The sequence below is a fragment of the Bartonella rhinolophi genome (assembly GCF_036576165.1).
GTDB lineage: Bacteria > Pseudomonadota > Alphaproteobacteria > Rhizobiales > Rhizobiaceae > Bartonella.
The window spans coordinates 557,460-571,127 of record NZ_JBAFWY010000001.1 but is presented as its reverse complement, the minus strand read 5'-3'; the positions used below and the strand labels follow the sequence as shown (position 1 = coordinate 571,127).

Below are 13,668 nucleotides of genomic sequence, written 5' to 3'. Positions count from 1 at the left end.
GATGATGCCACTGTTCGACGTCGACGTGGTTTCCTCTGAACCTCTTCATCTAACAAAGGAAGAGAATCAACTTTTTGTTGATACATCTCGTATCTTTAGAGAAGAATCAACAACATCTTTACGCATCTGTAATCAGTCGAAATAACTTCTTAATTTAAAAGCTAAGAACATAAACAATAACAAATGCTCATACATCTTTTTTTGCGTTTAAGCCAAAGAGGATGATGCCACTGTTCGACGTCGACGTGGTTTCCTCTGAACCTCTTCATCTAACAAAGGAAGAGAATCAACTTTTTGTTGATACATCTCGTATCTTTAGAGAAGAATCAACAACATCTTTACGCATCCGTAATCAATCGAAGTAACTTCTTAATTTAAAAGCTAAGAACATAAACAATAACAAATGCTCATACATCTTTTTCTGCGTTTAAGCCAAAGAGGATGATGCTGCTGTCCGACGTCGACGTGGTTTCCTCTGAACCTCTTCATCTAACAAAGGAAGAGAATCAACTTTTTTTGTTGATACATCTGTATTTTTAGAAACTGGCTCTGCCACCTGCGAAAGCTCAAGAGATGATCCTTCTTTATCCCGCATAACGCGCCGACGTGAAGTGCGACGTGATTTTTTGAAAGTTTCATCATTTTCTTCTGCAACGCACTGCTCTTGGCAGTTTTTTTCTTCCAAAAGATTCTTGGCATCCAGCGCATCATCTGCATAACCATTTTGCGCCTTCACTTGTTGACCACTGCCATTTTTTTTCTGCTGTGTCTGCACCACAGAATTCTCAGAATTAACATCGTCTTTTTTTGCAGCTTCAGTATCTATTTCATCACATTCTTGTTCACCATTTTCCTCACGTCGAGAAGATTGTGACATTTGCCCAACCGCTGCCAAAATGATGCGCAAATAGTGTTCAGCATGCTGTAAATAATTCTCAGACATGACACGATCACCCGCACCTTGCGCATCACGCGCCAAACTTATGTATTTATCAGCAATTTGTTGGGCATTTCCGCGAATCTTAACATCTGGACCGCTACTTTCATAATTCCGAGACAACGGGTTCGGACTACGGCGATTATTATTGTTGTTCCCATTATTATTGCGACCGCGTACCCGTCTATTTTGTTGTGGCCTCATATTCATCCCTTTTGGAGTATTGTATATCTTTATGTGTATATCTTACTTTATGCGTATATCTTAATTGACTCTTCTTTATCGCATTATTTTTCGATAATGCCGATCATGTTAAAAATACAATTATAATTATCCGTGCTTCACTTTACTCAAATGTCCCACTGACATTTGATAAAAGCATACATTTTTTGAAAATCACAAAAACAGTAGGGAATACATAAATCTAAAATTCCCTCTTTCTCTGTTAACGGGCAGAATCCTAGTGATGTTCACATCAAATGCCAAGTATTTTTTTTCAAAATAAACCATATTTCACTAAAAAATCATCATCTTGTGGAAAAACAAAAAAAACGAGAATACGCACACACTGTTTTAACAAATAAACAAGCAATTCTCGTCAGTAAACAAATAGATAATTCTTTTTGCTTCTAAAACCACTGTTCCTAAAAAACGCTGATATTTCCTTTTTTCGCGCATTTAGTTTACAAGCGTCTCCCCCACAAACCGCGGCACGAATATATCTACTGCACCAACATAGCCTTTTTTCTGCATCAAAGCAATCCCTTCATGTTCAACTCCTCAACAACTACTCCCTTACCAACTCTTAAGATGTACCAATTGCACGTTTCAAATCCCATAACTGGTTTAGCAAATCATTCTTTTTTACAAGCACCTCGCTACATTTTCAAGCGCCCCACTGCACTTACAAATCTTTCTTTCATCCTTCTTAAAGATTAAATCTTACATTTGATGACCAGTCCCATATCAAAATCCAACGCAAAAATGAAATTTCCCCAAAATAACCATAAATTTCTGAAAAAGAGACAATCAGCAAACTCTATTTCTCCCACATTCTATATCCTATGCTTCACTTCCTCACATCACAATATGCCTACTGCTCCAAATTTTATGCCCCAACAGCCTTTAAGAATGATCAATACAATGGCACAATATAGCTTTTCTCTTTTTCCGTGCTTCCCAACATAAAATTTAAAAGTCCCTAACAATAAAATTTAAAAACCTTTGTGCTGTTCCAACCCAAAACTCTAAAATTGTACTATTTTATGTTTTTTCACCTTTTTCCAACTCTTTTACGAAAAACTAAAACAAAAGGGATCATGCTGATACTTTCCCAAAAACACTTTCTCCCTTTATCCCAGTTTTATAAAATATAAAAAGAAGCAAAATGGCTTGCTTGCGCCTTATCTATGGTTATTTACTATAGATAGCTGACAATATTTAAGGCAAAGAAACTTTAATTTACGGCAGAGAAATCTTTTCCGAAAATGATTACGCAGAATGAAGCCGCATTTTTATAATTCATATTATATTGAATTGGAAGTCAACCATAGTCTTTGTAAAGATTTTACTTCAAGAAAGCCTTATGATAAATTTTTTATGCTCTTTTAATTTAAGTTGTTACAAAATTGCCAAACCACTTCAGACGGCAAAAGAGAAAGTTAATGCTTCAAGAAAAAGAAGCTTTTCTTTTTTGATTCAAAAAGGCTGACAATGCTATTTGTTCATAATACATATTTAAGAAGCGTCTGCGCATATCATTTTTACTGTAAAAGAGCTTCACTTAAATACATGAGAGGATATGATATTCATGGAAAGAAGAATCCAAGCGATGAGAACATTGTATCGCAAACAACTGTATCGCATAGCCTCTCGTGTTTTTAAAATTATTCTTTGTGTTTTGGTGTGTGGTTTTGCGGTTCAGCAAACTATCAATTACTTTTTTCCCTCCAAAGAAAGTGTACAACAAAGTCCTGTTCTCCTCACGATTCCCACATTTGATTTACGCATTTATTGTAAAGAAATTGCTGCTTCAGTTTCGCCTGATATAAGTTTAGAAGTTTATAACCGCTGCACCAATTTAGAAAGTGAATCCTATTTTGCAATTCGTGAAATGTGGGATAATTTTTCTGATAAGATAAAGGAAAGATGTGTGAAAATGGTACGACCAGGAGATGGCAGCTATTTTCTTTTACGCGATTGCTTTATCAATGAAAAAGATGGGAAAAGCCACAAGGAGCGCAATTACTTTTAAGCTTTTTTAGCGCAAATAGATTAGGCTGGCGAAATCTGGGAGAAAAAGCTCCTTCAAAAATCTAATGATCTTTTTTGATCTTTTATATTTTTGAAGATCATATCTATTTTTTGGGGAGGTATCCCTTTTCCATTTTCATGATTTGAAAGAAATCACAAAGCATTGCAGCAATAAAGGGATAAAGGGGGAAGATACGGAAAGGATCTCTGAAGAGTATCTTTTTGCTCATGAAGAGAAAAACGAAACCATTAAACATGCGCCTATTTGCCTTGTTTTAAACATTTTACTGTTTGAAAATGGAAAATAAAAAGAGACAACCTCACCACAAGAGAAACGACCACAAAAAATGAACGGTTCACAAAGCTGAAACCGAAGGTCTTAAGATATCTGCTTGCGCCTTCAAACAATCATTTTGTTCATGCAACAAAACACTCCACGTCATCAGATTAGCGATGCTTCACCAATCAGCATAGCATTTAAAAAGGTTTTTTAAAGCCAATTCATGAAAGAGCCGCACGAAGAGCGTGGGACTTCTTCAAGAAAAACGTAAAGCCCCCATCAAAATGCAAAAAGCCAGATGTGAGGGTGCTCTACAATCTTCACAAGACAACACATCTCAATATTTTTCCAACTACCTAAGCGACACTCAATTAAAGACATAACAATATTAAAGACATAGCAATGCTGGGAACTTATTTTTTCCTTTACGGCTTCCAACAATTTTGCTTTTGACCAAAACGGTCTGTTGCCAAAACCCACCGCGATAATAGCGGCTCTGTTTTCACTAAAGAAGCTGGATTATTAATTTTTGGTGGTTTCATCCATCCCGCGCAAGACAGTGGCACATTCGTCTGGCATCCCGCCAAGAGCAAGACAGACATGAAAAGGAGAAAGAAAAAAGATTTCATCATTAATTTTTTCACGATTTTGAAAAGCTGAAACTGCTTGGATCAAAGTTCTGCTTCGCTCAAAAGAGCGCCCATAAAAAAAGCTGCTCAACGCAACCACAATAACCAAAGCGATAACCAAACGAGAACGAGATAAAAGGGACATTGATATTATTCTCTCAACCGATAGATAGACACCCCAATACCAGCTACTGTAGCCAAAACCATAACAACAGCTAAAGCCCATTGTATAGGTCCATACCCAGTAAAAATCCCTGTTATCCCTGAAAATGAACCAATAAGCGGCGCAAAAACCTCAACATTTTTCCAAAAAGAGATTTTGGGAGTTTCTACTGTTTGATAATTAGAAGAAACATAAGCCCCTTTAGCCCACAATCCTGCTTCAGCAGCCCGACGATGTACAAGACCCTGTAGGCGTTTTCCTCCTGCTTTTGTCCATTTTTGCAATTCGGTTGGCACAGATTCATAATTGCCTTCATTAAGCTTTTTTAAGAGCGTAGAATTGCAAAAAGCCTCTGTTCCCACATTATAACAAAAGGACACAAGAGCAGCAAATTGCTCATCGGTGAGAGGTTGCTCAACCATCTGTTCCACAATTTTCTCAAATTGTGCCAAATCTTTTTGCAACAAAGATTCTGCTTGACTTTCTGTAATCTGCATCCCTTTTTGCACAAAAAGTTTCCCCACTTGTGCAGTATGACCATAACCGATCGTCCACACACCCACAGCATCTTGATAAGCTTGCAAGCGGAGACCTTCCCATTGTTTAATGAGTGCAAGTCCTTCTTTTGAAATTTTTCGCATTTTTAAAACTCCTCAAACTCCTTTAAAGTTCTGAAGATAAAATTAGAGAATGAGTTGAAAACTCCCCTCTTTATTTCTCCTCCCAACGTGCTTTTTTTAAGCTTTTTTTATTGAGGTTTTTTTCACCTTCATTTTTCATTTCACTGTTTTTATCGTTTATTTTAGGCATTTTATTTGCCTTTAACGTTTCAAGATCTTGGAAAATCACTTTCAGCTGTTGTTCGACACCATCCAAACGCTGCGAAATTTTCATAATATTTTGGATCTGTTTTGCACTAAAACGCTCGATATCTTGGCGCACTTGATCGAGCAATGCATTCAAAGGAGCATGAACCATTCTTCCATTGGCATAAAGAACCACGCGAATACGTTCAGGATCATCAATTTCATCGATAGAAAATGGAAAAAAGACCATTCCAAAACCTCATATTTATTGGCATACCGCTCATATTGTTGCACAGTAGATTGACAGTAAAAGATTGCGCAAAATCTGTTGATTTACGCTCAAGCTCATGCAGCAACGTATTTTTCGCGTATGCATACGCGCATTTTTTTGAAAAATTTTTATTGATCAAACGAGCACGACAATCAGCATCAGCAGTATTTTTATGCTCAAGCTTCAACAAAGCTTTAAATCGTTTTTCGAACAGCTCAAGAAGCTTATATCTTTTATACGCGACACCGCAAAACAATAACAAACAACAGCATTAATGCTTTCTATTTTGTTATCACTTTATAATTTTAGGAAAAAACATGGCAATACTTGCAAAATTGAGCACACATGCATTCAAGCACATTTAAGCACCACCCATACTTTTCCCCCATATTTTACCAAAGTGACAAAAAATTTTTCTTTGCTCTTTCTCAACAAGCTTTTTCATCACATAAAAGCCACGTTTAAAACATTTTTCCACAACAAAAGCGCAATGGATTTCTCCATATATATACTGGATTTTTTAAACACCAACCATCTTATTTTTCAGCAATATTCTCATGAAATTTGCATTTATGAAATAAGCATCTTGTTTTTTCAATCATTAAGAATTATACCCCACTCGAAATTTCCTTATAAAGCAGATTGTGCCGCTCATCCATTGCGCGGCACAGTCGTTTTGTTTTGTCACGAGTTGCTTTAAAGCCCAGAATTTCTCATCAAAAATCGCGTAAATAAGCTGATTAATCAAACAAAAAACTGTCTTCCCGTTCATCACAAACCTGTATACAAACGCCCTAGTAAATATTTTTGATATCTTTCACCATTACATCAACCACAGTTATGAATTGTATTTTAGGATTGTTCTTTTCACGCATTTGTTTTTTATCCGCGTAAAGATTCAAGATTTTCGAGTTCTCAATCATAAAATGAATTTACAGAACATATTCTTTTTGCAAAAAGTGAAAACGTCTAAAAATGGCAAAAAAGAAGGCGAAGATTTTATTTTTAGGTGCCATAATTTTTTCCATTTTAAAGCCAATTTTATGATAATCGACATGTAATAATGTTGTTTTGGGATTGACATAAACGGCATCTGGATTCAACTGCAGCACTTCTTGAGCAAGCACACCCTGATAGCGTTGAGGATTTCCCTTATAATTAAAGGCATAAATTGGATAACCATTTTTTTTGCCCAAAGGCACGATATTTTCTTTAGCTCTCACATCGGAAAGTCCGAAAAGTCCTCCTACTAACCCAAGCAACCGCTCTGCATCGCTTAACGGATCCTTTACGACTGATGGCATTGTGACTGCTTCTCCTGATTTTGTGCCGTAATTTCCGGCAGCTTGTGTTCCAACTTTCAGCAATCGTTCCAGCTGATTCCACCCCTGATTGTCTTCCTCCATCCACTTTTGGCGTTGTGCATCTAGGGCATTTTGACGTGCAGCATCTTGAACCATTCCGCCTTTCAAAACATTGTTTTGCGCATTGCTTTGTCCTTGAAAATAGGCGTTAGCAGCATTAACCTGATCACGTGATGCATTATCAATCATCTGATTGGCATTCATCATATTTTTGACATCTTGATTATACTGCTGCGCGAGAGCATTGGTTGCCAACGCGCCCAATTCATCAGTCAACACTCCAGTATGTGCGCCAGATCCGTACCGCCCTGCCCCTGACATAGATTGATTAATAGCATCAGAAGTTTTATTGAGCGCATTTTGGAGTGCATTATTAAATTTGCTATTATTTCCGATCAAATTTCCCTGAGCCATATTAGAGAGATTCATAGCACTTTTTGTTGGTGCATTGAGCAAACCCATCAGTGCTGGATTGTTGTACTGATCAGCAGCATTTTGTAAACCTGTGAGCGCATTTTTTGTTATATCGCCCAAACCTGCAGTACGCTCTCCTTGGTAGACATTTCCACCGATTCCTTTATTAAAAAGGTCGAGTGCTTGAGCACTGGCTGTTTTAAAGATATCTTCCGCCCATGCGGGTGGAGCATTTGTTTGTGTTGTTGTTTGCACTTGAGGTGTTACTTTTTTTCTCATGGCGCCAAAACCTTTCTATAATGAATAAGATTAAGAGAATATCCATGATGAGCGAGCATTTTAGCCCATCCAGACCTTCCAACTGTCAGCATTTCATCTGCATGGATTGTACGCGCCCATTCTTCGACTTTATCAATCAATTTCACCAACTTTAGTCCTCCCTCTCCAGCAAGATCCAAAATAACAACACGTTTTTTCCCCGTGTGGGTTATTTCAATTTTGGTGATAACAAAAGCACGAAATTGGGTATTATTTTTTAAGACGATCCACAATTGCGCTTGCCCTGTCGCGATTTCTTGCGCAATTGTTTCCAAGCAAACATCATCTGGAAATCGCTGAGCATATTTTTTCATAGCGGCATTTATGGCATCTTGATAGCGCGCTATTTTTTCCCATGGCCACTGATTGGTAAGATGAACAGAATAAAGGTTTTTACTCTCATTTTCACTATCATATTGCTGTGTCATAATTTTAGCTCTTTTAGCCTTTTCGTGAAAAAGCCATATGATCTGTTATGAAGCATATTCAACGCATCACTTTTTGTAAGACATGGGCTCAACCACATTTACTTTTTACATAAACGCATCACTCCTTACGACATATATAAAGCGTGTATGTAAGACATGGGCTCAACCGCATTTACTTTTTACAATATCTAAGGCATAGGTTTAACGCATACCGGCAGGCTTCAACTCTACATCAAACCCCGTAACATGAGACCAATTCACGCCCTCAGGGATGCGCAATTTAAAGCGATAGAAGCGTGCTCTTACGCGATAATGGATTTGTCCTGTATTGGAAGAGGGCTGTTTTTCTGGGAGCCACACGGTTTGTTCTTCGAGTGATTGGCGCAAACGTATTCCGACAGACAAATAAAACTCTCCGCTATTGACCTGAGGCATAATATTTTTCACCCGCGTTATCATACCATTTGTCTGCCCCATCTCTTGTGATGTCACGGTACAAGCCATAGGTTTCCCAGAAAAAGACCCGAGCCTGCCCTCATGATCAAACGCACCAAAAACGGGGGATTCATTTTTCCAAATTTTACTATCGAGAGAAAAAGTCAAATCATCGATACTCTGAGAAATCTCATCCAAACCTTCTAAAGTTTTTCCTGCTAAGAAAATAGGCAAAACCATTTTAATATTCACAATAGCTTTGGTCCATTTTTGCAATCCCCAATCATAAATGAGTAAGATGCGCTCTTTCACATTATCATCATTGGCAACCATCCAATAGACGCGATTATAGACCCCATCGACAGCAGCAAACAGCGTTGAGAGATTATTACCGCTCATAATTGCAGTTGTCGTCCGATCAACTTTTTCAAAACCGATTGGTATAATTTGCCCTTCATTGGTTATCTGGTAGAATCCTCCTTCATCGGCAAAGAAGGAAAAGTTTCCTCGACAAACGATAGATTCGGCATTTTTCACACCTCGTTTATCGTGTATTTTTTGAAAACTGAAGATAATCTTTGACCCAGGGATAAAGGATCCAGCATAGATAGCTGATCGCATAAAGATGATTGGATTTGTTGTTTCTGTTGCTCCTTGAACGAATCCGCCATCGGGGAAGTCTTGATAATCGCAACTTTTTTGTCCCACGGTCCAAAATTCTGCATCATTTAATCCCGACCAATGGACGCGTCTTGGATGCTCTGTCAACTTCATCAGACAAACGAAATCGCCCCACACCCGAACGATCCCCGCGCGAGGAGGATTTCCGCCTAAATCTCTAAATCTTTCATCCTGCGTAACATTCATTACTTGAGGATTATCATTAGCATTCACAGCAATAACATAATCACCAAACAAAGCGAATGACCAAGGTGCATCGATATTGGCAAGATATGGTCTTCCCTCTCGGCTAATATTTTTCCACTGCATCGTTGTATTATCAAGCAGATAGATTTTTTGTTCTGCTCCAACAATAATAGACACACCAGACTTTGTCTTAACAGCGATCGCTTTTAAAATGTGATCGGGACAAGGCTGTGAAAACGGGATAAAGCTTGGCATAGGGATATAAGACCCATCGGCTGGCAGCACATTGACCAACTCATCGGTAAACATGCCACTAATATCTGCCACATCGGGTCGATAATCCGCAACTGGGAAAAAAGTCATTTAAAACCCCATTGGAAAGATGTGTGAAGCGCCTTTTCGGCGTGATGTTTCAATGTGCAAGATTTTAAGTTGTTCTTGAAAATCGTTGTAAGAGACAGCAGCATATTCAGGATCTTTGAGAATATTTTTATACAGTTCGTATTTTGCACGCGCTTTAATGAGATCAAACGCATGGATCATCCACGGATCATCATCCTGCAGAACATTTTCCTCACCCAAATCGACGACATCATAAAAAAAGCGCACGGTATAAATATTTTGTGGAGTTGGAAAGATTCCTATTTTTTGATCTCTGTAGGTATAAAAGAGAGGATTTCCTTTTGGTGGCTGGTCTCCATATTGTTTTTGCAACACTTCAACAGGTTTATAAACTAATTGTATTTGTGTTGCAGGATTTGTTCCCAAAAACACAGATTCGATATCTTTTTCTGTTGCAATAAAGAGCCCTTCTTGTTTTCCATACCATGTTTTTCCACTTTGTGTTTTAAATGTTGCCGCTTTTTTTTCATGAAAGAAAAAAGGCTCTCGTTTACACAAGCGCACAGCAGTAAAGATTGAATCTTGAATTTGAACGGAATACTCATCTGTTGTATCATCAATTTCATCTTGAATAAGCGCAACCATATGAGCAAAAATTTGAGAATAGTCTGATTGTATAGGATCAACGGATGAAACGGTCATGAAGCACCATAATTCTTGTTCAGTGTGAGATGAGATATTATGCTTTTCCCTCAACAAAGTGCTTGTTGAGGAAAGCATTTGGAATATTTTTTAAGCAGCCTTTCAGCTTATGCTGCATAAGTTGGAAGCACAATTACCCCAAAATCTTGCTGAGAAATCTTCTGCAATAAGGATGACACGTAATGTGTGTGTGACAAAACATTAAAGCGCGTTTTTTTCATACCCATAGCGATCACTGCTGCCACTCCAAGATCATTGTCATAGCCAAAACGCTTTTCCATGAATCTATAGTGTGTCGCTCCACGATCTTTTCTGATAGCCATGATAGCACTTTGCGCTCCAAGGAGAACACCACGACGTACATTTGGTACGTACTTGTCACGATTATACCTATTATCTTCACCTTCATTCACTTCATTATACTGAACACCTGGTGTAACCCATTCAGTTTCGTGCAAAATAACCCCATTATATATACCAACTGCTCCATTTAAGAGAGGGCTTTTCGTTTCAATTTTCTTATAATGAAGTGCCTTCGTAATTTCACGCCACTGCTCTCTTCCTATATTCGCGCGCAATTGATCCAGTTGTATTGGGTGCAAATAAAGCACATAAAAATTTTCTCCATCCACACATACTGGTTTCATTCTTGGGGTTTCACGTTTCGCGCGTAAAATAGCTTTATCAAGCAGTTCAAGAGTAAAAGTATCATTTTCATCCAACTCTTCATCTGCCATTTTTCCATTGGCGCGTATAATGCGCTTATCGGTTGGTCGTGTTATTTCAGAAGAGGCAGAACCTATAAAATACGTAGCCCCCTCATCACTATATTCTTCAACAGTTGGGTAATTCCCTATGTCATGAGCTGTATATCCACAAACGCTCAAGAAGAACATCGCAGACAAATAGTTTGCATGCCAATTAACCAAACCATATTTGGCTTCCTTACGTAATTCGTGTATGCTAGACTGATGATTAGTAACAACGCGATTACCCATGACACGCATAGTGCAGAAAATTTCATTAATAGCCACATAATCATTTAGAGCATATACTTGTCCTTCATTACCTTCAAGCTGTTCGGATATATTGAACACTGGAGTGCCAAAAGTATACCCACGCAAATTAAAGACAATCTTATCGTGCTTTCTTCCTTGATTGGTTACCTCTTTTAATTGTATGATACTATTAGCATCTTTTCCAATTAAGGGAGCAATAAAGGTTTTTTTTGTAACTTCTTTATCGAATAATTGCGAATATGCTTCCAAATCCGTATGACCATTTCGTTTTATATAATTTTTTTTCATTTTTTCCCTTTAAAAATTATTAACATAAAAAAAAATCAGCCACGCGCTGATTATTGATGATCCACACATCTTCCTTATTTTTAGGCGATGAATTTATTTTTGCGTGGTTTTCTGGCTGTTTTTCATAGATCTGTCATAGATCTTGCATGAGAGAGCGTTTACTTTTTTTGCAAGCATTTCCTCACAAGCACTCTTATTTTTTTGAGAAGAACTGCCCCACGCCCTCACGAGCTTTCACGCCCATATTTTTTCAAGAAATTTCTCTATACAAGCTTTCTTAAACTTCAAAGAGACGCCCCCAATACTCTCTTTAAGCCCCCTCCTGCACATATTTTTTTACTTTAAAAAATATGTTCCCTCACGCATTTTTTACAACCACCCCTTGTAGATTCCAAACGATTAAAATTGGATTCCAAACGGGTTAAAAGCAGCTTTCTTTTTATTTTTGCGCCCACTCCCAATAGCCACCCTGTCCCTCACATTTTACTGAGTATTTTTCCAAAACAGGATGACTTTATGGGCATAAGCACAATAGACAGCCGCTTTGTGAGCAACAATTTTTGCTTGCAGAAATATTTTTCCAAACCACCGCAAACATTCCATGAGGTTTTTTCGTGGGCCTGATGAAACCTCTCTCCTTGCGCTTCACCTTAAAACGCCTCATGACCCCACGACCTGCTTGCTGTCTTTTTTGTTGCTACTGCTTCACAGTTTTTCTTTTACGCAACCTTTAAGCTGGTTATCCTACATAAGTTGGGATCACAACTGTCCCGAAATCGTCATATCCAGAACCTATTGTACCATCTTGTCTAAAATCCCCTAAACGCGCTTTTTTCATACCGATAACGGTTTTTATTGCCAACCCAAGCTCACGATTAAAGTCAGACACCTCTTCTGTGATTTGAGGTCGCGGTGCTTCATGTCCATCACCGAAAGCGAGGAAAACACTCTGTGCCCCAAGGAGAACAGCACGGCGCACCTCCTGCACGGACTCTCCACGATAAACCTCATGCACATTCCCTTGAACACCCGGAGTCACATATTCAGTTTCGTGCAAAATAACCCCATTATACACGCCAAGCGCCCCTTCAAAAAGAGGATGCCCCATAAAGTTTCTAAAATAGTCTGCCCTCGTAATTTCGCGCCACCGCTCTTTTTCTGTGTTTGCACGCAACTGCGCCACCTGTTTTGGATGCAGATAAAGTACATAAAAGCTTTTTCCTCCAATACATATTGGTTTTAATCTTTCTGCTCCACGAATAAATTTAGCGCGTCCAGTAGCTTGATCAATCAGTTCAAGACTAAAGGTATCATTTTCGTCCAAACCTTCATCTTCTGTTTTATCATTGGGTCGTATAACGCATTTACTACTTGGTGGTATTGGATCATTATAGCCGCAAACCACGCTATGAAGAGTTGTGTTTGTCAAAACTGCGTAGTTGTCTAAAGCACGCGCTGTGTACCCACAAGCGTGAACGAAGAACATCGTCGTCAAACGATTTACATACCAATTAACCAAAGCACGCTTCGCTTCAGCGTGCATACCGCATACGACAGACGGATCGGCAGTTTCTTCATTTCTGATAGCAACAGCTTGAGAAAATTCACCAACATTCACACTATCAGCCATAAGGTACATATATTGTTTTTGCCCAGTCTCCAATGGATACACTCCATAGTCCTCCGTCAGGATAGGCCAATGAAAAAGAACACGATCACCATGTCCTCTATTAGATATCTCTTTTACTTGTATAATACTGTTGGAATCTTTTCCAATTAAGGGAGCAATAGGGAGTATTTTTGCAACTTCTTTATCGAATAATTGAGAGCTTACCTCCAAAGCTTCATGATTATTTTGTTTCATTTGATTATTTTCCATTTTATCCTCTTGAAAATTATTAATATAAAAATCGGCAACGCGCCGATTACTGACGATCCACATTCTTATTTTTAGACGATGGATTTGTTTTTACGTGTTTGTATGGGTCTTGCTTGCAGGTTTTTTATAGATATTTCACGGGAGAAGCATTTGCTTGTTTGTGAGCACTCTTCCTCACAAGTCCCCACAAGCACTCTTATCTTGTGAGGAATTTTTTTGAGAAGAACTGCCCCACGCTCTCACGAGCTTTCACGCCCATATTTTTTTAAGAAA

11 protein-coding genes are annotated in these 13,668 nt (G+C 38.4%); 1 reads left to right on the top strand and 10 read right to left on the bottom strand.

The window, feature by feature from the left end:
• Positions 1-427 precede the first annotated feature (427 nt).
• Positions 428-1,141 carry a DUF4167 domain-containing protein gene (locus V5N67_RS02320; protein WP_332060263.1) on the bottom strand — a complete coding sequence of 238 codons (714 nt, stop codon included), beginning with the start codon at positions 1,139-1,141 and terminating at the stop codon, positions 428-430.
• Between the two features lie 1,606 nt (positions 1,142-2,747).
• On the opposite strand from V5N67_RS02320, the gene V5N67_RS02315 reads away from it, so the two are divergent.
• Positions 2,748-3,191 (top strand): hypothetical protein, encoded by a 444-nt coding sequence (locus V5N67_RS02315; RefSeq protein WP_332060262.1) that lies wholly within the window; start codon positions 2,748-2,750, stop codon positions 3,189-3,191.
• Positions 3,192-3,992: 801 nt separating this feature from the next.
• Here the strand turns inward: V5N67_RS02315 and V5N67_RS02310 are convergent.
• The 9 genes from V5N67_RS02310 to V5N67_RS02270 all read right to left on the bottom strand — a co-directional run bounded on the left by V5N67_RS02310 (position 3,993) and on the right by V5N67_RS02270 (position 13,380).
• Positions 3,993-4,244 carry a hypothetical protein gene (locus tag V5N67_RS02310; protein WP_332060261.1) on the bottom strand — a complete coding sequence of 84 codons (252 nt, stop codon included), beginning with the start codon at positions 4,242-4,244 and terminating at the stop codon, positions 3,993-3,995.
• 5 nt (positions 4,245-4,249) lie between these two features.
• Positions 4,250-4,903 (bottom strand): gene transfer agent endolysin BgtA, encoded by a 654-nt coding sequence (gene bgtA, locus V5N67_RS02305; RefSeq protein WP_332060259.1) that lies wholly within the window; start codon positions 4,901-4,903, stop codon positions 4,250-4,252.
• A gap of 70 nt (positions 4,904-4,973) precedes the next feature.
• The gene (locus V5N67_RS02300) at positions 4,974-5,318 is read right to left on the bottom strand and encodes a hypothetical protein (protein ID WP_332060257.1); all 345 of its coding nucleotides are present in this window, start codon (positions 5,316-5,318) and stop codon (positions 4,974-4,976) included.
• Between the two features lie 953 nt (positions 5,319-6,271).
• Positions 6,272-7,396, bottom strand: a complete 1,125-nt coding sequence (gene bgtD / locus V5N67_RS02295; protein ID WP_332060256.1) for a BaGTA-type gene transfer agent maturation protease BgtD — start codon at positions 7,394-7,396, stop codon at positions 6,272-6,274.
• Positions 7,393-7,863, bottom strand: coding sequence for a hypothetical protein (locus V5N67_RS02290; RefSeq protein WP_332060255.1), 471 nt, complete (start codon positions 7,861-7,863; stop codon positions 7,393-7,395). The genes bgtD and V5N67_RS02290 overlap by 4 nt, the downstream gene beginning before the upstream one ends.
• Before the next feature lie 201 nt (positions 7,864-8,064).
• The gene (gene bgtE, locus V5N67_RS02285) at positions 8,065-9,528 is read right to left on the bottom strand and encodes a gene transfer agent protein BgtE (RefSeq protein ID WP_332060254.1); all 1,464 of its coding nucleotides are present in this window, start codon (positions 9,526-9,528) and stop codon (positions 8,065-8,067) included.
• The gene (locus tag V5N67_RS02280; protein WP_332060253.1) at positions 9,529-10,209 is read right to left on the bottom strand and encodes a phage adaptor protein; all 681 of its coding nucleotides are present in this window, start codon (positions 10,207-10,209) and stop codon (positions 9,529-9,531) included.
• Between the two features lie 107 nt (positions 10,210-10,316).
• Positions 10,317-11,516, bottom strand: coding sequence for a phage capsid family protein (locus V5N67_RS02275; protein ID WP_332060251.1), 1,200 nt, complete (start codon positions 11,514-11,516; stop codon positions 10,317-10,319).
• Positions 11,517-12,255: 739 nt separating this feature from the next.
• Entirely contained in the window at positions 12,256-13,380 is a 1,125-nt protein-coding gene (locus tag V5N67_RS02270; RefSeq protein ID WP_332060250.1) for a phage capsid family protein, read from the bottom strand.
• Positions 13,381-13,668: the final 288 nt, after the last annotated feature.